Origin of the sequence: Enterococcus sp. E4-150 (assembly GCF_035726465.1) — a bacterium.
Classification (GTDB): Bacteria; Bacillota; Bacilli; order Lactobacillales; family Enterococcaceae; genus Enterococcus_B; species Enterococcus_B faecium.
Genome location: NZ_JAPRGK010000008.1, coordinates 42,300 through 68,631, shown reverse-complemented (window position 1 = coordinate 68,631; position 26,332 = coordinate 42,300). Strand labels below are relative to the sequence as shown.

The window sequence follows — 26,332 nt, the reverse complement described above, 5'->3', positions numbered from 1 at the left end:
TGATGAAAAAATGTCCAAATTGCGGATCGAAAAAAATGGAGCAGAATACTATCTGTCCAGACTGCGGTCATCAACTAACTGCAGAAGATCAGCAAATAAAAGAATCAATTGAAGAAACAAATACAGATGCAGCTATGCAGGATAAATCAACTGAAGATGCAGTCTTTCCTGATACAGAATTAAACGATCCAATCGAATGGTCGGAATTGAAAGATTTACCTCTAGAATCTGTAATGGAATTATTCGAAAAAGCAGAACCAGAAGACGATGTATCATCTACTCACGATAAAGTAGCCAATAAAGAAAAAAGGGAACAGAAGAAAGCAACTGTTCATGAGACTTCGGAAACATCAGGAAAGAATCAAGAAGAAACCCTTGAATCAAAACAAAAAAGAAGAGTAGCTGAACTAAAAGAAATCGTCGATAATGAGGAAGAAAATTCTATACTATCCGCCTATATCAAAGCACATCGTGAAGATACAAAAGAAGAGCACGCGAAAGAGCTGCTCAAAATGATCAGTGAAAAAATTGCACAGGAAAACAAAGTAGAACCAGAACATGAAGCTGAAAAAGACACTGAAAAAGACATTAGTGGAGTAAACGCTGCAGGTAAAGAATCATTAAAAACGAATGATCTAAAAACGGATATCCCGGAAAAAACTGAAACATTGTCTGAAAAACAATCAGAAGACGAGAAATCGAATGGGTTGCCGGAAGCAGATAAAAAAGAAATGCTCGAAAAAGCAGACAAGAAGGCAACAGAGTCGGATGGAATAAATAATGAAGCCGATGCTGAAACTCAATCTGCAAGTGAAGATAGCACTGCTCTTGAAGGTAAAATAGAAAAAGAAGAGAACCAGCCTGAGCTGATTGAAGCAGAAACAGAACCAATAACAATCGTGCCAAATACTGAAAAAACGCCTCAAGAATCAAACCCAGAAAAAAAAGATTTAGATAAGACACAAAAGAAAAAATCAAAAAAAGTGCCGTATCTCGCTTTAGCAGCAGTTCTTCTACTAGGTGGGGGAGGCTGGGCTTATTATGACCATCATCAAAAAGTAGAAGCCGAAGTAGCAGCAGAAGCAAAAAGACAGCAACAAATGGAAGAACTTCATGAGAAACTTGCTGCCTTTTATACAGATGATCACCATCAATTTATTCGTGCAGATATGATTCATCAAGATTTATCAAAACTAAAAAATGATTTATCCAGTCTTAAGAATGAAAAAGGATATTCAGAGTTAGAAACAACTTACCAAGATATCCAATCTAAGATCCGAGATATCCAAAAAGTGAATGAGTGGTTCATAGCACCTGCCATCGTCGATGATCATCTAGCAGATGACATCAAGTTGAAAGCAGATAAAGAGATCCAAGCAATCGAAACGGATAACACAGATTTTGGAAAATTGATTCAACAAGCACAAACAGAAGCTAAAAATCAATATGCTGAATTGCAAACAGCTAAAGAAAAAACAGCTATAGTCTTTAAAGACGGAAAAGTAGTGGATTCAGCAACACGCGACCAATACAAGACGGCAAAAGAAGCAGTAGAAAAAGTGAAAAATACAGATCTATCTGCTCAGTTGAATGAACAATTGAAACAAGTAGATAAGATGCTCACTGATAAAGAGAAAAAAGAAGAAGAGGAAAAGAAAAAAGCAGAAGAAGCGAAAAAAGCAGCTGAAGAACAAGCAAAACAAGCCGCTCAAGCAGCAGCTGCAGCTCAAGCCGCTCAACAAGCTGCGGTCGCACAAGCAGCACAGCAAGAAGCGGCATCCTCGACCCCTTCCTCTTCAAACTCAGCGAATCAGCCAATCAAATCTGCCAGAGCAAGTGATATTGCCGATGCATCTAATCCAGCATGGACGTGGGCACCAGGTGTCCAAAGCAAAGTGATTGCTACATGTATCCAACGTGGATATATCGTTGAAGGAGGATACAGATTAGAAAAAGCCAGAATCGAAAATGGGGAAGGCTATTACAATCTATATGCCACTTCAACAAAATCTGCATTGATGAAAGGCATTGGAGAAAGTGCTTTGCCATTTTACATCGTAACCATCAACTGTAAAACTGGATGGTTCGGAGGAAATGGGAGCAATTAATTTTAGGCAAATGAAAGAGGCTGTGAGCCTGCCGTTTAATTCTGAGTCACAAGGAACAATTTCAAAAATCAGCTTCTCATAGTTTATGACTGACTATTGTGAATTGTGAGTCAGAGTTGGCAAGAGAACACCGTTTAAGAAAGAGATTGTAAAATCAGCATTTTATTCTGAGTATTAGAGAAAAAAAACAGGAAAATCAGCTTCTCATATTTTCCCGCTTCTTGATCTAGTACCGAAGACTAACTGATTGAATACCGCTTGCTCGAAAAAGGGGAATGTGACACAATTTTTGTCATACTCCCTTTTTCATTTCCCTTAAGCAAGGGTCAGCTATTCAATCAGAAAACATTATGTTATGATAGCAAAGAAATGTATTAAGAAAACCTTTCACTATAGAGGGAGAAAAAAATGAACGATTTATTAGCAACTATATTTACAGGTATTATTATTGATGAAAATGGAAAAAACTACTTTGTCCAAAAAAACGGACAAACCTTTGGCTTAAGCAAATCAGAAGGTGAACACAAAATCGGTGAAGCAGTTGAAGGATTCGGTTATCAAAATCAAAAACATGAAAATCGGATCACTACACAAATTCCTAAAAGCCGTATCGGTCATTACGCTTTTGGAATCGTTACTGCTACACGAAAAGATTTAGGTGCGTTTGTCGATATCGGTCTTCCAGATAAAGACTTTGTCGTATCTCTTGATGAATTGCCGACAATGACAGAGCTATGGCCTAAAAAAGGGGATCGCTTGATGATTTCCCTTAGAGTTGATGCAAAAGACCGTATTTGGGGGAGTTTAGCAGATGAAAAAATATTCAAATCTTTAAGCAAATATGGAACAGAAGAAATGAAAAACAAAGATGTGATAGGAACAGCATACCGCTTGAAATTAACAGGTACGTACGTTTTAACGGAAGATTTCTATCTTGGGTTTATCCATCCTTCTGAACGATATAATGAACCTCGTCTAGGCGAGCAGATAAAAGGTCGAGTGATTGGTGTCCGACCAGACGGTGTACTGAATCTTTCATTGAAGCCAAGAGCATATGAAGCTATATCAGATGATGCACAAATGATTTTAACCATTTTAGAACGTTCTGCAGATCAGCAAATCAACTTTACAGATAAATCGGATCCAGAAGAAATCATGAAAGCTTTTGGTATCAGCAAAGGAGCATTTAAGCGCGCATTAGGCAATCTTTTGAAACAAGGACTGATTAAACAAGAAAACGGTGTGACAAAATTAGTCAAAAAATCTAATTGAGAATCCCTTGCATGTTTTTCTTAACTAGCTTATAATAATTTTAATTAACACAGTGTTATTGTTTTCCTAAATTGTAATTATTATAAATTGTTGGGGTTGAGTAAATGGTCATGAATGCTATTTCGGCGATGAAAAAAACAAAACAGCAGCTACATGAAGCGGGGTTTAAGCTGACACCGCAAAGAGAAGCTACTCTGCTTGTGCTTTTGGAAAATGAGAAAGAGCATTTATCTGCAGAAGAAATCTTCTTTTTAGTGAAAAAAAAGAGTCCGGAAATTGGACTTGCTACTGTTTATCGAACCCTTGAAATCTTGACAGAATTGAAAATTGTCGATAAAGTAAGTTTTAATGATGGATTAGCCCGTTATGATTTGAGAAAAGAAGGCGCCAAACATTTCCATCATCATTTACTATGCTTGAACTGCGGCACGATCGAGGAAGTAGAAGAGGATCTTTTACTTGAAGTGGAGCAAGTAGTAGAAGAACGTTATCATTTTTTAGTAAAAGATCATCGGCTAACGTTCCATGGAATCTGTCAGGAATGCTATGAAAAAGAAAAAAGAAACCAGTCCGTCTGAGTGTCTAGACGGCTTTTTCTTTGCTCAGATTATGGAAAAAGACTATCAGAATGAAGCGGTATCTGATATGATAGAGAGGCATGAGGGGGATTATTATGAAAGAGCAAATCAACGATTATCTCCACTACTTGAATATTGAACGGGGATTGTCCGCCAATACACGACAAAGCTATGAACGTGATTTGGAACAGTACTTGCATTTTCTACAGGAGCAGAAAATTGCTTCATGGCAGGATGTCGATCGCTTTTTAGTCATCCGTTTTCTGGAGAAGTTGCATGAAGAAAAAAAAGCGACAGCAACTGTTACTCGGATGATCTCAAGTCTCAGAAGATTCCATCAGTTTTTACGGCAAGAGCGTATCACTGATCATGATCCGATGCAGCATATCGATACGCCGAAGAAAGCACAGAAATTACCAAGTACATTGACTCTGACAGAAGTAGAAAAGCTGATTGAAGCACCTGATACGACAAAAACGTTAGGGATAAGAGATCGTGCAATCTTGGAAGTCATGTATGCTACTGGGATGCGCGTCAGTGAATTGATTGGATTAAAATTGGGAGATCTTCATCTTTCCCTTGGACTGGTACAGACAGTTGGAAAAGGAGATAAAGAGCGGATCATTCCTTTAGGTGATTATGCGATCCAATGGCTGGAACGCTACTTAGACGAAGCACGTCCATTACTTGTAAAGGACGCATCTGAAATGCATGTATTTGTCAATAATCATGGGAAAGGTCTTTCTCGGCAAGGAATCTGGAAAAATCTGAAGCAGCTAGTACGAGAGGCTGGGATTTACAAAGAAGTAACACCACATACGCTGCGGCATAGCTTTGCCACACATCTGCTAGAAAATGGAGCTGATTTGCGGACAGTACAGGAATTGTTAGGTCACGCGGATATCTCTACGACTCAGATTTATACACATATCACGAAGAAAAGAATGACGGATGTTTATAAGCAGCATTTTCCAAGGGCTTAGTCATAGGAAGGTGAGAAGATGTTAACACATTACCGGAAAGAAAACCGTAAAATTGCTATGGGACTATTGAGTTTCCATAAGAAACTGACAGGTAAAACTTCTTTGTTGAAGGAGATTGATACGTACGAATCTGAAGACGATTATGAACTTTTTTTCTTTACGCCAGAAGGTTCAACCAACATTCAAGGGATTATTGGTATTTACTGGGCAACGAACGATCAGCTGATCATCCATGACATTTCTTTGAATCCGTCTTATCGCGGTGAGAATATGGGCTTTCAAATGTTAGATGAATTACAGGAAAAGTACCCGGATGTCTCCATCCGTGCAACTGAAATCACAGAGCCTTACATTGGAAAATGGCTAGCAAAGAAAAAGAAGAAAGAGTGAATGAGTTGACGGAGATCAATATTAAATTAGATGTATTCGAGGGTCCTCTCGATCTGCTGCTTCATCTGATTCAGCAAATGGAAATCGATATATATGATATACCGATCGCTACGATCACGGAGCAATACATGAATTATATCCATACAATGAAAACACTAGAGCTAGCTGTTGCAGGAGAATACTTAGTGATGGCTGCTACATTGATGGCAATCAAAAGCAAGACATTGCTTCCTGTCCAAGAATTCGTCACAGACGATGAAGAATTATGGGAAGAAGATCCTCGAGAAGAATTGGTCACTCAGCTTTTAGAATACCGTAAGTATAAGTATGCGGCTGAAAAATTAACAGAAAAAGCAGAGGAACGAAGTCTTTATTACACAAAAGACCCTATGAACATCGATGGATTGGCGGATGTTGAAAAGCCGTTGAAGCGAGGACAAGTCAAAAAAATCGATTTGATCCGTGCCATGCAGAAAATCTTAGAACGTAAGAAATTTTCTCAAAAAGTGGAAAAAACGATCACGCCCGATGATACAACGATCGAAGAACGAATGATCTTTATCGAAGAGCGTATAAAAAGAAATACGCATGGCTGTACCTTCGACTCTTTTTTTGAGTCGCCTTCCAAAAGTGAAGTTGTCACTACTTTTATGGCTTTGCTAGAGTTGATGAAAAAAGGACAGATTATTGCGCAACAAAAAGAAAATTATGAATCAATTATGCTTTATCCAGCAGTAGGAGATACCGAACATGACGAAATTAAGTGAACTTGAAGCCCTTCTTTTTATTGTTGGCGAGGAAGGAATCAGTAATGAAGAATTAAGCGGACTGTTAAATCTCAGCGAAGCAGAAGTCACAAGTTTAGTGAAAGAATTAAAAGAATCTTACACTCAAAACTCGCACTCAGCTTTGCATATTTTTGAAACGGAAAGCCATTATGTATTAACGACTAAAAAAGAGCTGGCTCCTTTACTTAAGCGATATGCGCAAGGGACATCAAACACATTATCTCAAGCCGCTGTCGAAACCTTAGCAATCATCGCTTATAAACAGCCAATCACAAGAGCTGAAATCGAGCAGATTCGAGGAGTTCAGGTTTCAGGAGCGGTACAGCGTCTAGCTGCCCATAAACTGATTGAAGAAAAAGGTAGAGTAGAAGGGCCAGGTCGGCCGATATTATATGGAACAACTGGCTACTTCTTAGATTATTTTGGTTTGAAATCATTAGAAGAACTGCCTGATACACAAGAAATGGAAATTTCACTTGAAGAAGACGTGTCACCAGATCTATTCTTTGATGGAATGAATAAAGGAGAATAATTGTAATGGAGAGATTGCAGAAAGTAATTGCCCACGCTGGCATCACTTCTCGTCGAAAAGCAGAAGAATTCATCCTTGCAGGACGTGTAAAAGTAAACGGACAAGTTGTAAGGGAATTAGGGATAAAAGTTGGGAAACATGACACTGTGGAAGTGGATGAAGTCCCAATTTATCAAGAAGAATACGGTTATTATTTATTGTACAAACCTAAAGGAGTTATTTCTGCTGTTGCAGATGACAAAGGAAGAAAAGTTGTTACGGATCTTTTGCCGATGGTAAAAGAACGTATCTATCCTGTAGGTCGACTGGATTACGATACTTCGGGGATCTTGCTACTGACAAATGATGGAGATTTTGCTCAGCGCCTGACACATCCAAAACATGAAGTGGATAAAGTTTACGTTGCAAAGGTAAAAGGGATTGCTACAAAATCGATGCTTGCACCTTTGACAAAAGGAATAAAGATCGAAGGACGAAAAACATCTCCAGCTAAATTCCAAATTTTATCAGTGGATCCTAAGACAAACCACAGTATCGTGGAATTGACGATCCACGAAGGACGTAATCATCAAGTGAAAAATATGCTTCAAGCAGTTGGTCTTCCTGTGCAAAAACTAAAACGTGAAAAATACGGAGATCTGACTTTACAAGGCCTACGTCCTGGGGATTACCGTGAACTGAACAAAAAAGAAGTCAGCAGTTTGCTGAACCACTCAAAATGAACACTTACTTTTTATAAGTGTTAGATGTTGCGTTTTTTGAATAGATATGTATAATGAATATGTAAACAAAAATTATATAAGGTTCGTCTTCAGGGGCAGGGTGAAATTCCCGACCGGTGGTTATAGTCCACGACCTATTTTGCAAAAAATAGCTGAATCGGTGAAATTCCGATACCGACAGTATAGTCTGGATAAAGAAGATAGAGCTTATTTGACGACGCTTGATCAAATAACTCTAACTCTATTTTCCCTGGAAAATAGAGTTTTTTCATTTGGAGAGAAACGTCAAAAAGTTCGCTGAAGAGGAGTCCTAACAGGAGGATTTCAAATGAAGAACACCCGTGTACAGAAAATGGTTGCAGTAGCGATGTTTGCTGCGATCGCGTTAGTTTTACAGTATTTTGCTTTTCCGATCATGCCGGCTTTTAGTTTTTTGAAGATCGATTTTAGTGATATCCCGGTATTGATCAGCATGTTCTTATTCGGTCCAGCGGCCGGAGTTGCAACAGCGTTCTTGCGTTCAGTATTACATCTGCTGACTACAGGTTTTTCTCCGGATAATTTGGTAGGAGACACTGCTAGTTTCTTATCAACAACGATCTTTACATTCCCGATTTATTATTTCTTTAGTGTAAAGAAACAGCATAAAGGAAGAAACAAATTTTTAGGTGTCATTACAGGAACCATCGCTCTAACTATTTTTATGAGTATCGCAAATTATTTCGTTATTACGCCTCTTTACTTAATGTTTTTAGGACTGAACGCAACACAGATGCTAGGCATGTCTTTAGCAAACTATGTACTGATTGGGATCGTTCCTTTCAACTTGATCAAAGGATTCATCGTGAGCGCTGTCTTTTTAGTGCTGCATGCGCAACTTCTTCCATGGTTAAGTCGAAAACAACATCAGTTCGAACAACGTCATACAGCAGTCAAATAAATATCAAAAAGATCAAGAAATTTCTTGGTCTTTTTTTTTGGAAAAAAATACAAGACATGCAATAATGTAAACGTTTTATTTGTTTGTTTTGAGTATTTTTTTGATTTATGCATAAAAATCAATCAATTCTTTACAAATGTGAAATTCTTCTCCTTTTAAAAGACGAAAATGTTTGTTTATAAAAAAAAGGAAACGCTACAATGAAAAAGAAGAAAGCTTTAAAAACCTGAAAAAAGAGGAGGGAATAGGGAAAAACGAACTTTTTGAACAAAAGTTTTACAAAATGCGTGTTATTATTTTTGTTCTGATACTCTTTTTGATAAAATAACATTAGAGCCAAAATTGTTGTCTCTAACGGAAAAGAAAGGAAGAAGAAGATGGAACAAACAAAAAAGAAAAAATTTCAAATGCCTTCAGCGTATACGGTCTTATTTATTATTATTGCAGTAATCGCTGTACTTACTTGGTTTATACCAGCTGGGCACTATAGTGTAGACGATGCAGGCAACATCGTCGCTGGATCATATGAACGAGTACAACAAAATCCTCAAGGGCTGTGGGATATTTTCATGGCGCCAATCAATGGGATGCTAGGTGTACCAGCGGGGGAGCTAACTAAAGAAACACCTGCTGCAATCCCAATCTCTTTCTTCATTTTGGTTGTTGGTGGATTTTTAGGTATTATCAACAAAACAGGGGCACTAGATGCCGGGATTGCTTCAGTTGTGAAGAAATTCAAAGGAAAAGAAAAAATGCTTATTCCAGTATTGATGCTGTTATTTGCATTAGGCGGCTCTACTTACGGAATGGCAGAAGAAACGATTCCATTCTATGCTTTACTGATCCCAGTTATGATGGCTGTAGGCTTTGATACAGTAGTAGCAGTAGCAATCGTATTAGTAGGGTCTCAAGTAGGCTGTCTAGCTTCAACGGTAAATCCTTTTGCAACAGGCGTAGCTTCACAAGCTGTTGGGATTTCGATGGGTGAAGGTATTGGTCTTCGATTCTTGATGTTCGTTATTTTGTTAGCTATTTCTATTGTATATGTGTATCGTTATGCATCAAAGATCGAAAAAGATCCAACAAAATCATTAGTATACAACCAACGTAAAGAAGATATGAAGCATTTCGATATTGAAGCAATCGGTCGTCAAGAAGTAATCACGAAAAAACAAAAACATGTTAATGTATTGTTCTTTATTACTTTTGGTATCATGATCATCAGTTTGATTCCTTGGACAACCTTGAATGCGAATTTCACGATTTTTGAATCATTGACAAACTGGTTAACAAACCTTCCGGTACTAGGTACTGTTCTAGGTAAAAGCATGCTTCCATTAGGTGACTGGTACTTCCCAGAAATTACTATGTTATTCTTAGTAATGTCCATCGTAGTAGCAATCACTTATGGCATGAAAGAGTCTGAATTTGTCTCTGAATTTTTAGCTGGTGCTTCTGATTTGATCGGTGTAGCAATCGTAGTAGCTGTTGCTCGTGGTATCCAAGTGGTTATGAACAATGGATTAATCACAGACACCATCTTACATTGGGGCGAACAAGGATTAAGTTCATTATCTTCAAGTGTATTCATCATTATTACATTTATTTTCTATATCCCTATGTCATTCTTGATTCCTTCAACTTCCGGCTTAGCTGCTGCAACAATGGGAATCATGGGGCCTATGGGTGAATTTGCCGGCGTCGGTAAGGATTTAGTAATCACTGCTTATCAATCTGCATCTGGTTTAGTAAACTTAATTACACCAACATCTGCTATCGTAATGGGTGCTGTAGCAATTGCTCGTTTCGATGTTTCAGTGTGGTGGAAATTTACCGGTAAATTAATTGCGATATTATTTGTAGCCATCTGTGTGATCCTAGGTGTAGCAGCAATGTTCTAAACCTAGACAAATACAGGTACAAGGTCTATCATAAGAATGAAGAAACCGATAAACGGCTATCGATAAGCACGTGGACAAGTCAATAGCTCCATTCAGTGAGTGTTTTTTCTTTCATCATTTGTTAAGAACATTCTGCTTGCTGATGGAGCAGGCTTAAAACGTCATTATTTGAGAAGAAGAGGTTGTGTCGGAGGAATTTGACATGACCCTTTTTAACATATTAGGAGGATAATATCATGAAAAAATTTGTGACAGAACAACATCATGAACAAGCATTAGAATCATTGAGCGAATTGATCCGAATTCCTTCCGTACTAGATGAAGCAGATTCAGGACAAGGACACCCCTTCGGTAAAAAAGTGATTGAAGCTTTGGATAAAGTATTGGAAATCAGTGAAAAGCTAGGATTTAGAACATTTAAAGATCCAGAAGGCTATTACGGTTATTCAGAGATTGGCTCTGGAGATGAATTATTCGGTATCTTGTGTCATATGGACGTTGTTCCAGCAGGGGACGAAAATAATTGGGAAACAAAACCATTCGATCCAACTATAAAAGACGGCTGGTTAGTTGGTCGCGGATCCCAAGATGACAAAGGTCCTTCTATTGCGGCAATGTATGCCGTCAAAGCTTTGATTGATGCTGGCGTGGAATTCAAGACACGTATTCGTTTTATCTTTGGTACAGATGAAGAAAATTTATGGCGTTGTTTAGAAAAATATAACGAAAAAGAAGAAGGAATTACGCAAGGATTTGCGCCAGATGCTGAATTTCCTTTAATTTATGCAGAAAAAGGATTATTGCAAGCTTACTTGACAGGACCAGGAACGAACGAGTTTTCCGTAAAAGCTGGAGGAGCGTTGAATGTTGTTCCTGATGCAGCTCCTTACTCTGGAGAAAAGCTTTCTGAAGTAAAAGAAGTATTGAAAAAACACGAATTCGATTTCGAAGAACAAGGTGAAGGCATCGTCGTTCTTGGTAAAAGTATCCACGCGAAAGATGCAGCACAAGGAGTGAATGCTATTTCTCGTCTGGCAATTGCTCTTTCAGAAGTATTCGATTTTGGTCCAATCAATTTCTTAGGAAAATTAGTTCAAGAAAATGCAACTGGTGAAGCTGTCGTGGGCAAAACAGAAGATGAACAATCCGGCGAGCTAACGATGAACTTTGCAAGTTTGGAAATCACACCAGAACAAACAAAAATCGGTGTAGATATGAGAATCCCTGTTACATTCAAGAAAGATGATTTAGTAGCTAAATTAACTAAAACAGCAGAAAAATATGGGTTGACTTATGAAGAATTTGACTTCCTTGATTCATTATACGTGCCACTAGACAGTGAGTTAGTGAAAAATCTATTGGGGACATATCGCGATATTACTGGAGACATGACTGAACCGTTTGTATCAGGCGGCGCTACTTTTGCTCGTACGATGAACCAGTGTGTGGCATTCGGTGCGATGTTCCCTGATACTCCTGACTTTATGCACCAGGCGAATGAACGATGGGAATTAAGTAGTATGTATAAAGCAATGGAAATTTATGCAGAAGCTGTGTATCGTTTATGTGCTAAATAAAAATAAACATACAAAAAGGGCGGATATTCAAATGGATATTCCGTCTTTTTTTATTTGATGCTGGAAAGTTTGCATTTCTCTCTTATTTTTTTTAAGGTATAATCATACTTGATTAAGAAAAAGGGGTCACTCAGATAGAAAAGGTGGGAGAAAGTGAAAATATTTAGACGAATACTAATTGGCTTAGTCATCATTTTAGGATTACTCGGTGGAGCCGGTTATTACTATATACAGCAAAATACGTACGAACCATCGTCAGAAGCGCAAGTGTTGGTAAAAGAAGGAAAAAACAAAGAAGATTACTTATTTTTTGAAGGAGAGAAAAAGAATCATGGAAAGTCTCCATTACTTATTTTTTATCCTGGTGCTCTCGTAGAGCCAGAAAGTTATAGTATTTGGGCGCAAGATTTAGCAAAAAACGGCTTTTCAGTCGCTATTGTCAAAATGCCACTTGATCTAGCAGTGATGGGCGGAAACAAAGCGGATAAGGTCAAAGAAGATTTTCCAAATTCCGATTATGTGATCGGTGGCCATTCATTAGGTGGCGTAATGGCAAGTCGTTATGTCAATAAGAATCATTCAGACAAACATTTAAAAGGGGTATTCTTCATGGCAAGTTACCCCGACAAAAAAGGAACATTGACAGAATCAGCTGTCCCTGTTTTATCGATCACGGCGACAAAAGATAAAGTATTGAATCAGGAAGCTTATCAAGAAGCTAAGCAGTATTTACCGGAAAGAACAGAGTATGTATCAATCAATGGCGGAAATCATGGAGGTTTTGGCAGCTATGGTGAGCAAAAAGGAGATGGAGAGGCAGAAATTTCTAACGCAGACCAGCAAACTGTGATCGTCAATACATTGGAAAACTGGCTGAAAAAGTTGAAATAATATAAATGGGTCCTATAGGGTCCGTGAAAAAACTAGTCAATTAACTATAGATAGCAAATGAATCTTTCAAAATAAGTCGGGATTTCACGGAACAAGAGAAACAGATCCCGGCTTATTTTCAAGTTTAGAGAACTTAGTGTACGTTTTTAAAGTTTCGTTTATATTTATATTTTATTTTCTAATAAAATCGCTCGAACTGGACATTTTTGATACGCTTTTTTTACATATGTTTCTTCTTCCGGCATCACGAACTGTTGATGAGCCTCTGGTTCTTGGGCAAATAAAACGATTCCTTCTTCATCATAATCGAAAATATCTGGCGCTTCGATTTGACAAAGACCGCATGCAATACAGCGTTCAGGTACAAGTTTACATAGTAGTGACATTTCTAACCATCCTAACTTAAGGAGAATAATATGATTGTTTTTATTTTATCGCTATTTTCATCAGGACACAAGCTGCGGATTAGTTCTCTTTACCAACTCCTTGTGGGAAAACGAACGACTTCAGTACTTATTTATGGATTTACCCACGAACTTTTGTTTATCCATAACAGTTTTCCAGAATTGAAGCAGGATAAGTTTTATCAAATTTTGCAAAAAATTGCGCAGCAAGGTTGGATCGAAATAAATGAAAATGAAGCGAAGCTAACGCCTACAGGGGCTGATATGTTGTCCGAACATCAAATAGAACATACTGGTTTGCGTTTTGACCGCTATGGCAGAACAGGGGAAACTAGTTGGCGGCTCATTAAATTTGCTGTTCAAGTAATTTCTAATCTGGCAACGGGTATTCAAGACTATCTTCCAGCAGAGACAAGTCCTTTTTATACTTTCCAACTAAAAAAATGGCTTAGTGAAAGCCAATTGCCACGTGAAATTTTGATTGATACTGCGTATGAGAGTTTGGTGCAGCTGTTTTCGGAGATACCAGAAGAAGCAGCAGATTTTTTAGCTAACCAATTATCTGGAAATGAGCGAACAGGGCTGCTTCCTTATCAGCTGGCAAAAAACAATGATGAGTCAGCGGTTTATCTGCAACAAAGCAGATGTATCCACCTTTTGTTAGCACAAATCGAAAAACGGCCAGATTCGCTTTGGCACACTTTGATCGATTCATTATTACAGCAAAATTTCAATCAAAGCATGATGATCACCAAGCAGATGTTTATGAATGGTCAGACAATTGACCAGATCATGGCAATCCGTCATTTAAAAAGAGGAACAGTAACAGATCATCTTATTGAGTGGGCCTTGTTTTTTGATGATTTTCCATACGAGCAGATTCTCTCTGCAGAAACAATCGAACGTTTGGAACCAAATAAGGATACCGTGCGAGAGTGGCGCTTTAGCGAATGGAATGTAGATGGACAATTAGATTATGGAGAATTTCGTTTGTATCAAATCTATCTATTGAGAAAGGAAGCGATACAGAATGTTAATAAATGAATTAAAAAAATATTTTGGATTTGATTCATTTCGTCCCGGCCAAGAAGAAATTATTCAGGCGTTGCTTGATGGAGAAGATACTCTCGCTATTTTGCCTACAGGAACGGGAAAAAGCCTTTGCTATCAATTGACGGGGTATTTAATGGAAGGTCTGGTCATCATCGTGTCACCGCTGCTTTCTCTAATGGAAGATCAAGTGACGCAATTACAAAAACGAGGGGAGAAACGAGTAGCTGCTTTCAATAGTTTACTTTCGCAATCTGAAAGAAGATACGTCCTCCGTCGTCTATCGCAATATAAATTTTTGTTTTTGAGTCCCGAAATGTTGACTAATCCTTCTCTTTTAGAGCATCTGAAAAAACAAAATATTGCGTTATATGTAGTAGATGAGGCTCATTGCGTGTCTCAATGGGGAGTTGATTTCCGTCCAGAATATCAACAGTTAGGAAAAATCCGAAAGCTTTTAGGAAACCCGGTCACACTGGCACTAACGGCGACAGCAACAGATTTAGTAGCAAGAGATATACGTCATGTACTATTTGATCGACCACCAAAAGAGATCAGACAATCAGTCAATCGGCAAAATATCTCGCTTTTTGTTCGGAAAACGCAGCAAAAAGAACAAGAACTTGAACACTTCATGGAAAGAGCACAAGGAGCGGCAATCATTTATTGTGCAACAAAAAAAGAAGTCGAACGATTGTATCATTTATTCAGGGAACGTTTTACAGTTGGATACTATCATGGTGGTCTTGATGCAGCTCAAAGAAGACAACTTCAACAGCAGTTTGTAAAAAATCAGCTGCAGTTTCTCATTGCTACGAATGCATTTGGTATGGGGATCGATAAATCTGATATCCGTTATGTGGTCCATTATGATTTGCCAGACAGTCTAGAAAACTATGTACAAGAAATCGGTCGAGCAGGCAGAGATCAGGAAGAAAGTGCAGCAATTCTTTTTTATCAAAGTGGGGATGAACGTATCCATTATTTCTTTAATCAACTTTCTAGAGAACAGCGACAAAGTTTTGAGCTTTATTTGGAATATGCCACAGAGCAAGCTCCCTTTGATGAGCTGCAAAAAAAATGGATGGAGCTGATCCAGCAGTCTGAAAAACCAGAAAATTGGGTGGAACGGCTCAAACGTCAGGAAAAAGAAAAAGAATTCCGCCTGCAGCAGATGCTTCGCTATATTAATGAAGAAAACTGCCGCAGAAAATTCATCTTAGCTTATTTTGGCGAAAAACTCTCCGAAAAGCCGCAGAATTGTTGTGATATTGATGGAGCAAAAGCAGAACTTCTGCCAAAGAGGAAGCTTTTTTCTAAGACTGAACAACTTCATTGGGAAACGATTTTACTAAATTTATTTAAAAAAAACATGGAACATTGATTTTTTAGGACAAGACACTTTTTCCTATGGTATAATACACACGATAGAGTTTAGGAGGTAAAACAGTGAGCAGAAAAGATAGACATCAATCTACAGAAAATAACGAAACACAAGAACCATGGGAACAACCAATCTACGATACAGATGATGAAGTTTCATCAAGAAGTTCTCAGAGACAACAAAAGAAAGGAAATACATTATTTCTTTCGCTATTTTTGATTTTACTGGTCTTATGTATCGCTATTCCAGCAGGTGCTTATTTCTGGATCAGAAATGGATCAAGCAACAATGCAACAGCAGCAACTTCTTCTGAAACTTCGACATCAGTAGTTGAAAGTTCTACAAGTACAACAAAAGAGGAGTCAACTGAGACTTCAACAGTAGAATCTAGTACAATCGCGGAAGAATCTACTGTGTCTCAAGATACAGGTGTAACGTCAGAAAGCAGTATTGCAGCAGAGACAACACCGACTTCCTCAAGTGAGGCAACTTATCAAGCAGGGGATTCAAGCAGCAATGCAGCAGAAACAACACCTTCTTCATCAGCTGCAGCCGGTTCAACAACGACTGTTCAAGCAGGTGAAGGTCCAAAACAAGTGGCTGAGCGTGCAGGGATCACCACTGATCAATTGTTTGAATTGAATGGCTTAGATCCAAACAACTTTATGCTTTACCCTGGTCAAGAATTAAGAATTAAATAATAATAGCCGCGCTTTGCGGCTTTTTTTTTGAGAAAAAGGAGTTATATCATGACACAAATCAGTATTGCAATCGACGGGCCTGCTTCATCTGGGAAAAGTACCGTTGCCAAGATATTAGCAAAAGAATTGAATTATATTTATACAGATACCGGTGCCATGTATCGCGCAGTAACTTATTTAGCTATTACGAACAATGTATCTTTTTCAGATGAAGAAGGGCTAGTTTCGCTGATCAAAAAGTATCCTATCTCTTTTTCGCAACAAGAAAATGGACAGCATGTATTCATAGCATCAAAAGATGTGACTTTAGAAATCCGTCAACCAGATGTCACAAAAGCTGTTTCTGAAGTCTCTGCACATGGAAAAGTCAGAGAAGAATTAGTTGCTATCCAACGAAAAATAGGGGAACGCGGTGGCGTTGTCATGGACGGAAGAGACATCGGGACAGCTGTATTACCGAATGCAGAAGTGAAAATCTTTTTAGTAGCAAGCGTAAGTGAGCGTGCAGAAAGACGTTTCAAAGAGAACCAAGAAAAAGGAATTCCGACTGATCTTGAAACACTGACGAAAGAGATACAGGAAAGAGACCATTATGATTCAACAAGGGACGTCTCTCCGCTGAAGCAAGCAGAGGATGCTATTCGTATCGATACGACTGGCAAATCGATTCCAGAAGTCGTTGCAGCAATAAAAGCTGTTGTTTTGAAAAAAGGTTATCTTCTTTTTTAAATTAAGAAAAAAATGAAAAACAATTGTTTTTTCAAGGAAAACGAACGAAATCGCTTTATTTTTTTTGAATAATCAATTAAACTAAAAACAGTACCGTACTTACGGCAGAATGTTGGTTAGGAGGACAAGTGTTATGACAGAATTTGATCAAAATCAAGAGAACAACCAGTCAATGGAAGACGCAATGAAAAGCGTACAAGAAGTAAAAGTTGGCGATGTTGTTAAGGGCGAAGTTTTAGTCATTGAAGACAAACAAGTGATTGTCGGAATCGAAGGGGCTGGAGTTGAAGGAGTCGTTCCGGCAAAAGAATTATCAACTTTGCCGGTAGAAGATATCAGCGAAGTAGTAAAAGTCGGTGATGTATTAGACTTAGTCGTTATCAGTACGATCGGCAAAGATAAAGAAAACGGCAGCTACCTACTTTCAAAACGCCGTTTAGATGCTAAAAAAGTTTGGGAAGATATCGAAAGAGATTTCCAAGAGGGCAAGGTGATCGAAGCACCTGTTACAAATGTTGTCAAAGGCGGTTTAGTCGTTGACGTCGGTGTACGTGGTTTTGTCCCTGCATCAATGGTGGAAGATCATTTTGTTGCAGACTTTTCAGACTATAAAGGCAAAACATTGAGCTTTAAAATCATCGAAATCGAACCATCAGAAAATCGTTTGATCTTATCGCATAAAGCGGTAGTGGAAAACGAAAGAGAAGAAAAGAAAAAAGAAATTCTTTCAACTATCCATGAGGGAGATGTTCTCAGTGGACGTGTTGCACGTCTTACTGATTTTGGCGCATTTGTCGACCTAGGCGGAATTGACGGTCTAGTCCATGTCTCAGAGATTTCACATAGTCATGTAGCAAAACCAAGTGATGTATTGGCTGTCAATGATGATGTAAATGTCAAAGTGTTGTCTATCAATCCTGAACAAGAACGTGTTTCCTTGTCAATCAAAGACACACAGCCTGGACCTTGGTCAGAAATCGATACAAAAGCTCCAGTTGGCACAGTATTAGACGGAACAGTTAAACGTTTGACAAGCTTCGGTGCCTTTGTTGAAGTGTTCCCTGGAGTAGAAGGGCTAGTCCATATCTCTCAAATTTCACATAAACATATTGCGACACCACATGAAGTGCTTCATGAAGGTGACGAAGTGAAAGTGAAAGTATTAGAGATCCATCCAGAAGAACATCGTATTGCATTGAGTATCAAGGCTTTAGAAGAAAAACCAGCTTCAGAAGAAGAACCAAAAAATGTTGAGTCTTATGAATTACCAGAAGAAAATACTGGATTTACTATGGGAGACATTTTAGGTGATGCGTTGAAAGAAGAAGTAGAAGAAAAAGCAACCGATGATTCTGAAAAATAATTGATTTTGTATCTGTGACTGAGATGAAAGCAGCTGCTTTTGTCTCAGTTTTTCTTTTGAAAAGCGATTAGTATTTCAATAAGGAATAAAAATACTTCGTTTAATTGACAATCTATGCTTGAAAGTTGGCAATGCATTCGTTAAACTAAGTGAGATTGGAAACTTGTGAGGAGGAAATAATATGGCAAATCCAACAATTGCAATCGTTGGCCGCCCGAACGTCGGTAAGTCTACGATTTTTAACCGCATCGCTGGTGAGCGTATCTCGATTGTCGAAGATACTCCTGGAGTAACTCGTGATCGTATTTATGCAAAAGGTGAATGGTTAGGTCGAGAATTCAGCGTGATCGACACAGGCGGAATTGATCTTGGCGATGAACCTTTTATGGATCAGATCAAGCATCAAGCAGAAATCGCGATTGAAGAAGCAGATGTAATCATTTGTGTAGTCAGCGGACGCGAAGGCGTGACAGACGCAGATGAGATGGTTGCGAAAATTTTATACAGAAGTAATAAACCAGTGATTTTAGCAGTCAATAAAGTAGATAATCCAGAAATGAGAAACGATATCTATGAATTTTATTCCTTAGGGCTAGGCGATCCTTATCCTGTTTCAGGAAGCCATGGACTAGGGATTGGTGATATTTTAGATGAAGCAGTGAAGTATTTCTCTGAAGAGACTGAAGAAGAGGACGACGACACGATTAAGTTTAGTTTGATTGGTCGCCCAAATGTTGGTAAATCCTCTTTGATCAATGCGATTTTAGGAGAAGAACGTGTAATTGTTTCGGATATTGAAGGAACGACCCGAGACGCAATCGACACCCACTTCGTTTCTGAAAGTGGTCAGAAATTCTTAATGATCGATACAGCTGGTATGCGTAAACGCGGAAAAGTATACGAAAATACTGAAAAATACAGCGTGATGCGTGCAATGCGTGCCATTGACCGTTCTGATATCGTTTTGATGGTACTGAATGCTGAAGAAGGGATTCGGGAACAAGACAAGCGAGTAGCGGGTTACGCCCATGAAGCTGGTCGTGGAATTATTATCGTCGTGAATAAATGGGATCTTGTAAAGAAAGAAACCAATACAATGCGTGATTTCGAACAAGAGATTCGTGATGAATTCCGGTATCTTGATTACGCTCCAATCGTTTTTGTTTCTGCAGTGACTAAACAACGGTTGGAACGTCTGCCTGAAATGATCGAACAAGTAAGTATGAACCAGAATCTTCGTATCTCTTCGGCTGTGTTGAATGATATCATTATGGATGCTGTAGCAATCAATCCAACACCAACAGATAAAGGAAAACGCCTGAAGATTTTTTATGCTACACAAGTCGCTGTCAAACCACCTACATTTGTCGTTTTTGTCAATGAAGAGGAATTGATGCATTTTTCTTATGAACGTTTCTTAGAAAATCAAATCAGAAAAGCATTTACTTTTGAAGGGACGTCTATCCGGATTATCCCTCGTAGAAGAAAATAGGCATTTTACCATATCGACGTTTTTTTTTCAAAAGAAAAAGACAGTTTTGTTTGTTACGTTTCTATGACTAAAAAAAGCATGTGAAAATTGGTAAAAACCTTGCTATTAAGCGGTTCATATGATATCGTGATAACAGAATATTGAAGTTAATCAATATTTCTTTTTAAACTTCTGGACCACTCAGAAAGTTTTAACTAAATGATATTTCTATCATATCTCTTGTGGAGGAGGTGAATCTATCCATGGCAAACAAAGCAGAATTAATCGAAAAAGTTGCTTCAGCTACTGATTTAACTAAAAAAGATGCAACTGCAGCAGTAGATGCTGTATTTTCAACTATTCAAGATGCTTTAGCTAACGGCGAAAAAGTTCAATTAATCGGTTTTGGTAACTTTGAAGTTCGCGAACGCGCAGCTCGCAAAGGTCGCAACCCACAAACTGGTGAAGAAATCGAAATTCCAGCTAGCAAAGTACCTGCATTCAAACCAGGTAAAGCATTAAAAGACGCTGTTAAATAAGACAGTTGAAAAAGCGCTTGTGGCTCTAGGGCTACAAGTGCTTTTCTTTTTATTTCCTAGCAGAAAAGGAATAAATAAGAGACAGAGATTTCGAATCCGTATGTCATACATAGAAAACACATGTATTTTATTTAATTTTTATTTATTTCCAAGTTATGAGGTGAGCTTTGCTCTTATCTTTTCTAGAATTTGCTTACTAATGGTAAAATAAAAATAAGAAGAGGAGGGATGCGTATGGAACTTGATTATCAAGTAGAAGATGCGTTGACGAAAGTGTTTTACGGAGAAACGCTAGTCAGCCAGCTAAGAGAACTTTCCATTGATCAGCCAATCTTATTTTTAACGAATCAGCGCTATTATGATTTGTTTGCAGATAAGATCAACCCGTTATTTGCAAATCAAGCAAACAATGACTGGTATATTTGTGCCAACACTCAATGCAATCATTTAACAGAATTAAAGAACCTGCTTGATTTCGTCAAACGCTATCCCGAAAATCAATCCATGTTTGTCATCGGATTTGGAAATGAAGGGATCATGGATCTGGCAGGTTTTTTTCAAAAACATACAACCCTTGATTCATCACTATGGATGATCCCTGTATCGATCCGTTCTCTAAGCCGAGCATTAACACCGCAGCGGACGATTTTGCAGCTACCAAATCGTGTAGTGCTGCAAACCATCAATCTGCCAGAACGCATCGTTTATGATCAAACAATCAGCGAGCGGCAAGTGGACGGAAAGCAGATTGACTTTTTGACTTTTATCTGTTGCGGAATGATTTGTGATCATCGTTTTTTGCAAAATCTGTATAAAAACTATCCAAATAAAAAGCAATTAACGACTCGGCCGTTTGCCGGGATGATCGAAGAAATGATCTATTTTTATCAATTAGAGGCAGAAAACCTGTCAAATTATGGTAAACTGTTTGAACAAGCTTTTTATCTGACCGAAAATGGCCATCTACTTTCTGCTAGTATGAAAAAATTTTTAGGAATGATGTTTCATTTCGTGTGGAATCTCCAAGCATATCCTTTTGATTTCCAACTAAAAAACTTTTTTGTGTGGCTGGACTTGCTTGGCTATCCAATCCACTGGCTGGAACAGATTTCAAAGATGGAGTATTTGGAAAAAGTTCTTTTTTTGGCAGAAAAAAGCAAAAAAATACTTGTTTTAGAAAAAATAGGTATAATAGACGGATACCAACGTCCAAACGAAAAAGAATTATTGAGAACAATGACGGTATTTCAACAAATCGTCAGTGAGATAAGAGGGAATTGAAATGAATACAAATAGCGAAAAAATGTTGCAAGCTTTATCAGATGAAGACTTGTCACAAGCACAAATCTTTTTAGAAAAAGCATTAAAAGAAGACCCAGCAGATATATTAGCTGAACTAGGCGAAGAATTGCTGGCTATTGGCTTTTTGATCGAAGCAAAACAGATTTTTGAACAACTGATCAACCAATACCCAGAAAATGACGGACTGAACATCCCGTTAGCAGAAATTGCAATCGAAGATAATGAGATCGACTTAGCTTTTGAATACCTGGAAAAAGTGGATAAGCAAAGTGATTACTATCCGCAAAGCTTATTGGCGATAGCTGATTTGTACCAAGTTATCGGAATCCCTGAAGTGAGTGAAGCAAAATTGAAAGAAGCAGCTGGGTTGCTTCCTGATGAACCATTGATCCAGTTTGCGCTAGCTGAATTGTATTTTTCAGTTGATCGTTTCAAAGAGGCAGCAGTGATTTATGAAACATTGTTGGCAAGCGGGATAAATGAAATTTCAGGAATCTCGATGCAGGAACGTTTAGGACAATCCTTAAGTATGCAAGGAGAATTCGAAGCAGCTATCGCACCTTTAGAAGAAGCACTGAAAGAAGAAAGGACAGATGATCGACTGTTCCAGCTAGCTTTTACGAATCTTCAATTGAAAGAAAATCAGCAGGCAATCAACTATCTGGAAGAACTTCGAGAAGTTAATCCGCATTATCAATCGTTATATCTATATCTAGGACAGGCTCTTCAAGAAGAAGAAATGATTGAAGAAGCACAAACAGTGTTAGAAGAAGGAATCAAAGAAAATCCTTACCAAGTCGAACTTTATCACCTGGCCTCGGAAAATGCTTTCCGTCTGCATGATAGACAGCGAGCAGAAGAACTTTTACTGAAAGCTTTAGAAGTAGGAGACAAACAAGATGAAACATTACTTACTTTAAGCAATCTTTACTTGGATGATGAAAGATATGAAGATGTGATACAAGTGATCAATCAGATGGAAGAAACTGCTAATCCTTATGCAGAATGGAACCTAGCCCATGCTTATAATGAATTAGAAGACTTTACCGTTGCAGCTGTACACTATGAACAGGCTTATCATGAACTATCACATGAACCAGATTTCTTGAAAGAGTATGCCTTTTTCTTAAGAGAAGAAGGGCAGCTGAAAAGAGCGCAAGAATTATTGACTTATTATTTAACACTTGAACCAGGAGATATGGAGGCACTGTCATTATTAGATGACCTAACAGAGAGGTGAGAAAAATGCTAATTGATGTACGGGAAAAGAAGAATTTTTTAACGTGGATGGTCAATCATGTATCTTTTAGCCGAAGAGAAGTTTTTTGGATCTTGAATTATCTTGCCAATCATGAAGCGATTTTAAGCAATGTCCACTTTGTTGAAGGGGCGAATTTTGCGGATCGAGGACTGCAGATCAGTGATCTATCCGTTGAAGGGGAACCCATGAAATTGTTTTTGCAGGGAAAAGAATTTACGGACACAGACCAGATTTTTCATGAAATCCGTTTGAATTGGAAAAAGCCTTTATATGTGGAATGTATATTCGAAAATGCTTGGCAGACAAGAGAATATCTATCTATCTTAGAAGACAATCCATTTTCTTCTTGGGATTCTTCAGTCAGTGAAGAAGATACTGAATTAATTGAACGATATTTTCAAGAAAAAGAAGAAGAGGCAAAACTAAAAATGCTTTATGCTCAAATCGATCAAGCACTAGAAGATGGAGATAGGGATGCTTTTTTGAAATTATCTGATGAAGTTAACCGAAAGATCCTTTTGCAGACACAAAAGAAAAGTAACCGGGTAAGTGAACATAACAATTAGTTAAAAATAGTATAGTACTAAAAAAGACAAAGGTCAGCTGGATGTGGAATCTTTCCTCATAGCCAATCTTTGTCTTTTTTCTTATAGTTTTTTCAGTAATCTTGTCTGGGGCTTCAAATAAGTAAAGCCTTGCCCTTCCACTTCATGCACATTGATGATTGAAAGGAAAGCTTTTTCGTCAATCTCGTGGACGATCCTCTTAGCTTCAGTTAATTCACTAGAGCTAACGACCATATAGATGATTTTTTTTGAATTACCAGAGAATGCGCCTTCTCCAGAAAGGAAAGTCACACCTCTTTGCAGACCGGTCATCAGTAGTGGTGCAATCTCTTCGCTTTTGTTGGAGACGACAAGTAGACCTTTTGCAGAATATCCGCCATCTAAGATCGAATCAATCACACGACTGAAAACATACGAAACAATCAACGTATACATCATACGTTTCAAGTCGATATAGGTTAATGAAGCAAGTAAGACGATGATATCAAATGCCAATAGGGAACGCCCCATAGTGATGCCGTAATTTTGTTCTAAAATCCGAGCGATAATATCACTGCCGCCTGTTGTTCCACCCATGCGGTAGACGATCCCGCTTCCTACACCCGCAACTAAACCCGCAAGTAGAGAAACGATCAGTAGATCATGCTGTAAATTGATTTCTAGTGGAACCCTTTGCCAGATCCATAAAAAGAATGACAAAGAAAGTGTACCTAGAACAGTATAGGCCAAGGAACGTTTACCGAGGATCTTTCCTCCTAGTAAAATCAATGGGATGTTGATTAATAAAGTCGTATAAGCTGGATCAATACCAAATAAAGCTCTTAAGATCAAGGTGATCCCTGAGACTCCCCCTTCTGCTAAATGATTAGCGATGTTCAAGTAAACAAGACCAAATGCATAAATACTTGTTCCTATAATGATAAAAAGAACTTCTTTTACTGTTTTTCGTTTGACCATATGAATTCCAGCTTTCAATTATGTATTTTCACAGAATTTCCATTTAGAAATTCCTTCCTAAATGTAGCATGGAAATTCGATTTTCTCAATTGCTCTTATCTAGGATTTGCGTTAAAGTTTTGGTAAGATAGTTTTGGAGGGAAAAAGATGGATAAAAAGCGTTCTTTATACAGTATGCAGCAGGAAGTGGATGAATATATCCAGCAATTCAAGGTGGGGTATTTCTCTCCATTAGCTCAGATGGCTCGATTAACTGAAGAAGTAGGTGAATTGGCAAGAGAAGTCAACCACACTTATGGAGAAAAAAGCAAAAAGGCTTCTGAACCAGTTAACTCGGTAGCAGAAGAACTTGGTGATGTTTTATTCGTTACGATGATCATGGCTAATTCATTGAATATCGACTTAACTGAAGTTTTTGAAAAAAACATGGAAAAATTCAATCAAAGAGACCATAATCGCTTTGAGCGTAAGGACGAGTAAACAAGATGAAGTGGTCCTGGCCTTGAAGACTCTGAAACGGACTTGTCAAACAGTCACCATGCAACTGAGTCTTTATCTCAGTACAAGAAACACGCAGGAAAGGTTGGAAAAATGAAATTAAAACAATTACCTCTGGAATACCAAAAGGCAATTCCAGTTCTGAAAAAATTAGAGAATGCAGGATATGAAGCTTATTTTGTAGGTGGAAGTGTTCGTGATATCTTGCTGAACCAGCCAATCCATGATGTGGATATCGCAACAAGCGCATTTCCAGAAGAAATCAAACAGCTTTTTCCAAAAACGATAGATATTGGGATCGAACATGGAACTGTGTTGGTATTAGAAAATGATGAACAATATGAGATCACCACATTTCGGACGGAATCAACTTATCAGGACTACCGCAGACCAGATCATGTCGAATTCGTTCGTTCGTTGGCAGAAGATTTGAAAAGAAGAGATTTTACGATCAATGCGTTTGCTTTGAAAGAAGATGGAGAAATCATCGATTTGTTCGATGGTCTGCAAGATCTAGAAGAACAGATCTTGCGAGCTGTAGGCAATCCTCATGAGCGGTTCCATGAAGATGCCTTACGAATGATGCGCGGGTTGCGTTTTGTCAGTCAACTAGGGTTCAAATTAGAGGAAGAAACCTTCTACGCCATCAAAGAAAACCACGAGCTATTAGGTAAAATATCTGTAGAACGTATAAATGTGGAATTCATCAAGATGCTCTTGGGAAATGAACGGGCCGCGGGAATCTATGCATTTATTGAAACAGAGTGCTACATTTGCTGTCCCGGTTTGAAAGAAGAAGGCGAAGCACTTTTACGTTTTGCTGAATTACCATCCGTCCCATTGAAAGAAGAGAGCCAAGTATGGACATTATTGATCAGCCAACTGGGCCTAAAAGAAAATGAGATTCGTTCCTTTTTGAAATCGTGGAAGTGTTCTAACCAAATGATTAAAGACGTTCAAGCACTTGTCCAAGGACTACGACAACGAGAAACTGGAGCTTTGGAACCATTCGAATTGTACTTCTTAGGCAAAAAACATGCACTGCAAGTAGAAGAATTGATGATCTATTTTGACGAAACACCTCAGATGGATGCCGTAGGAGAATCCTATGATCGTTTACCTATCAAGTCATTAAGCGAATTAGCAGTAGATGGTAAAATCTTGCTAGAAGAAACTGGAAAAAAACCTGGTAAGTGGGTTAGTGAAGCTTTGCAATTAGCTGAAAAAGCCGTCGTAGAACAAAGAATAAAAAATGATAAAAAACAGGTTTTGGATTTTTTATCGAAAGAAAAATTGATTTAAAAAACACTAGACTGTATCTGCTCAGCTTTGTTGGCTACTTAAAGTGGGCAGATACGTCATTAGAAGAAAAAACATAAGATGTGACCACTTACATAAATTTGTGCTAAACTGAGGTAGTACAAG

Annotated in this window: 26 protein-coding genes and 1 riboswitch; of the genes, 24 read left to right on the top strand and 2 right to left on the bottom strand. The window is 38.2% G+C overall.

Features of this window, described 5'->3' with window-relative positions; all coding sequences use genetic code 11:
* The first annotated feature begins 2 nt into the window (after positions 1-2).
* The 12 genes from OZ002_RS08475 (at position 3) to OZ002_RS08420 (ending at position 12,682) form a co-directional block, all read left to right on the top strand.
* A complete protein-coding gene (locus OZ002_RS08475) occupies positions 3-2,108 on the top strand; it encodes a cell division site-positioning protein MapZ family protein (RefSeq protein WP_156249081.1) in 2,106 nt (701 codons plus the stop codon).
* A gap of 408 nt (positions 2,109-2,516) precedes the next feature.
* Positions 2,517-3,380 (top strand): virulence factor B family protein, encoded by an 864-nt coding sequence (locus OZ002_RS08470; RefSeq protein ID WP_125179110.1) that lies wholly within the window; start codon positions 2,517-2,519, stop codon positions 3,378-3,380.
* Positions 3,381-3,484: 104 nt separating this feature from the next.
* Positions 3,485-3,958 carry a ferric iron uptake transcriptional regulator gene (fur, locus tag OZ002_RS08465; protein WP_002294385.1) on the top strand — a complete coding sequence of 158 codons (474 nt, stop codon included), beginning with the start codon at positions 3,485-3,487 and terminating at the stop codon, positions 3,956-3,958.
* 95 nt (positions 3,959-4,053) lie between these two features.
* The gene (gene xerD / locus OZ002_RS08460; RefSeq protein WP_002294386.1) at positions 4,054-4,941 is read left to right on the top strand and encodes a site-specific tyrosine recombinase XerD; all 888 of its coding nucleotides are present in this window, start codon (positions 4,054-4,056) and stop codon (positions 4,939-4,941) included.
* Positions 4,942-4,959: 18 nt separating this feature from the next.
* Positions 4,960-5,331 carry a GNAT family N-acetyltransferase gene (locus tag OZ002_RS08455; RefSeq protein ID WP_002294387.1) on the top strand — a complete coding sequence of 124 codons (372 nt, stop codon included), beginning with the start codon at positions 4,960-4,962 and terminating at the stop codon, positions 5,329-5,331.
* On the top strand, positions 5,328-6,098 hold the full coding sequence (locus tag OZ002_RS08450) for a segregation/condensation protein A (protein WP_277812821.1): 771 nt from the start codon (positions 5,328-5,330) through the stop codon (positions 6,096-6,098). The genes OZ002_RS08455 and OZ002_RS08450 overlap by 4 nt, the downstream gene beginning before the upstream one ends.
* Positions 6,082-6,651 (top strand): SMC-Scp complex subunit ScpB, encoded by a 570-nt coding sequence (gene scpB, locus OZ002_RS08445; RefSeq protein WP_002296975.1) that lies wholly within the window; start codon positions 6,082-6,084, stop codon positions 6,649-6,651. Before OZ002_RS08450 ends, scpB begins: the two co-directional genes overlap by 17 nt.
* A 5-nt stretch (positions 6,652-6,656) precedes the next feature.
* Positions 6,657-7,373, top strand: coding sequence for a pseudouridine synthase (locus tag OZ002_RS08440; RefSeq protein WP_002294391.1), 717 nt, complete (start codon positions 6,657-6,659; stop codon positions 7,371-7,373).
* An 81-nt stretch (positions 7,374-7,454) separates the two neighbouring features.
* A riboswitch (FMN riboswitch) is annotated at positions 7,455-7,579 on the top strand.
* A 122-nt stretch (positions 7,580-7,701) separates the two neighbouring features.
* Positions 7,702-8,313 (top strand): ECF transporter S component, encoded by a 612-nt coding sequence (locus OZ002_RS08435; protein ID WP_002294393.1) that lies wholly within the window; start codon positions 7,702-7,704, stop codon positions 8,311-8,313.
* 377 nt (positions 8,314-8,690) lie between these two features.
* Positions 8,691-10,214, top strand: a complete 1,524-nt coding sequence (locus tag OZ002_RS08430; protein WP_002290168.1) for a YfcC family protein — start codon at positions 8,691-8,693, stop codon at positions 10,212-10,214.
* Positions 10,215-10,450: 236 nt separating this feature from the next.
* The gene (locus OZ002_RS08425; protein ID WP_049142369.1) at positions 10,451-11,791 is read left to right on the top strand and encodes a M20 family metallopeptidase; all 1,341 of its coding nucleotides are present in this window, start codon (positions 10,451-10,453) and stop codon (positions 11,789-11,791) included.
* A 153-nt stretch (positions 11,792-11,944) separates the two neighbouring features.
* A complete protein-coding gene (locus OZ002_RS08420; protein WP_002294400.1) occupies positions 11,945-12,682 on the top strand; it encodes a thioesterase in 738 nt (245 codons plus the stop codon).
* Between the two features lie 164 nt (positions 12,683-12,846).
* Here the strand turns inward: OZ002_RS08420 and OZ002_RS08415 are convergent, their stop codons facing one another.
* On the bottom strand, positions 12,847-13,068 hold the full coding sequence (locus OZ002_RS08415) for a ferredoxin (protein WP_002294401.1): 222 nt from the start codon (positions 13,066-13,068) through the stop codon (positions 12,847-12,849).
* Between the two features lie 30 nt (positions 13,069-13,098).
* Between OZ002_RS08415 and OZ002_RS08410 the strand changes: the two genes are divergently transcribed.
* From OZ002_RS08410 to OZ002_RS08365, 10 genes are all read left to right on the top strand, one after another.
* A complete protein-coding gene (locus OZ002_RS08410; protein ID WP_125179111.1) occupies positions 13,099-14,130 on the top strand; it encodes a helix-turn-helix domain-containing protein in 1,032 nt (343 codons plus the stop codon).
* Positions 14,117-15,520, top strand: coding sequence for a RecQ family ATP-dependent DNA helicase (locus OZ002_RS08405; RefSeq protein ID WP_016627895.1), 1,404 nt, complete (start codon positions 14,117-14,119; stop codon positions 15,518-15,520). Before OZ002_RS08410 ends, OZ002_RS08405 begins: the two co-directional genes overlap by 14 nt.
* Positions 15,521-15,585: 65 nt before the next feature.
* Positions 15,586-16,221, top strand: a complete 636-nt coding sequence (locus OZ002_RS08400; RefSeq protein WP_002294404.1) for an SAG1386/EF1546 family surface-associated protein — start codon at positions 15,586-15,588, stop codon at positions 16,219-16,221.
* Positions 16,222-16,269: 48 nt separating this feature from the next.
* Positions 16,270-16,950 carry a (d)CMP kinase gene (gene cmk / locus OZ002_RS08395; RefSeq protein ID WP_156249044.1) on the top strand — a complete coding sequence of 227 codons (681 nt, stop codon included), beginning with the start codon at positions 16,270-16,272 and terminating at the stop codon, positions 16,948-16,950.
* Between the two features lie 133 nt (positions 16,951-17,083).
* Positions 17,084-18,313 (top strand): 30S ribosomal protein S1, encoded by a 1,230-nt coding sequence (rpsA, locus tag OZ002_RS08390; RefSeq protein WP_002294406.1) that lies wholly within the window; start codon positions 17,084-17,086, stop codon positions 18,311-18,313.
* Between the two features lie 181 nt (positions 18,314-18,494).
* Positions 18,495-19,805, top strand: a complete 1,311-nt coding sequence (gene der, locus OZ002_RS08385) for a ribosome biogenesis GTPase Der (protein ID WP_002296982.1) — start codon at positions 18,495-18,497, stop codon at positions 19,803-19,805.
* A 242-nt stretch (positions 19,806-20,047) separates the two neighbouring features.
* Positions 20,048-20,323, top strand: coding sequence for an HU family DNA-binding protein (locus OZ002_RS08380; protein WP_002290178.1), 276 nt, complete (start codon positions 20,048-20,050; stop codon positions 20,321-20,323).
* Between the two features lie 234 nt (positions 20,324-20,557).
* A complete protein-coding gene (locus OZ002_RS08375; RefSeq protein WP_002306933.1) occupies positions 20,558-21,604 on the top strand; it encodes a hypothetical protein in 1,047 nt (348 codons plus the stop codon).
* 1 nt (position 21,605) lies between these two features.
* Positions 21,606-22,865 carry a tetratricopeptide repeat protein gene (locus tag OZ002_RS08370; RefSeq protein ID WP_025476767.1) on the top strand — a complete coding sequence of 420 codons (1,260 nt, stop codon included), beginning with the start codon at positions 21,606-21,608 and terminating at the stop codon, positions 22,863-22,865.
* 5 nt (positions 22,866-22,870) lie between these two features.
* The gene (locus OZ002_RS08365; RefSeq protein ID WP_002289878.1) at positions 22,871-23,452 is read left to right on the top strand and encodes a ReoY family proteolytic degradation factor; all 582 of its coding nucleotides are present in this window, start codon (positions 22,871-22,873) and stop codon (positions 23,450-23,452) included.
* Between the two features lie 81 nt (positions 23,453-23,533).
* Here OZ002_RS08365 and OZ002_RS08360 read toward each other — a convergent pair whose 3' ends face one another.
* Positions 23,534-24,409, bottom strand: coding sequence for a YitT family protein (locus OZ002_RS08360; RefSeq protein ID WP_002294412.1), 876 nt, complete (start codon positions 24,407-24,409; stop codon positions 23,534-23,536).
* Between the two features lie 147 nt (positions 24,410-24,556).
* Here OZ002_RS08360 and OZ002_RS08355 point away from each other — a divergent pair, with 147 nt between their 5' ends.
* On the top strand, positions 24,557-24,889 hold the full coding sequence (locus OZ002_RS08355) for a nucleotide pyrophosphohydrolase (protein WP_002290045.1): 333 nt from the start codon (positions 24,557-24,559) through the stop codon (positions 24,887-24,889).
* 111 nt (positions 24,890-25,000) lie between these two features.
* Positions 25,001-26,209, top strand: coding sequence for a CCA tRNA nucleotidyltransferase (locus OZ002_RS08350; protein ID WP_156249043.1), 1,209 nt, complete (start codon positions 25,001-25,003; stop codon positions 26,207-26,209).
* The last annotated feature ends 123 nt before the right edge of the window (positions 26,210-26,332 follow it).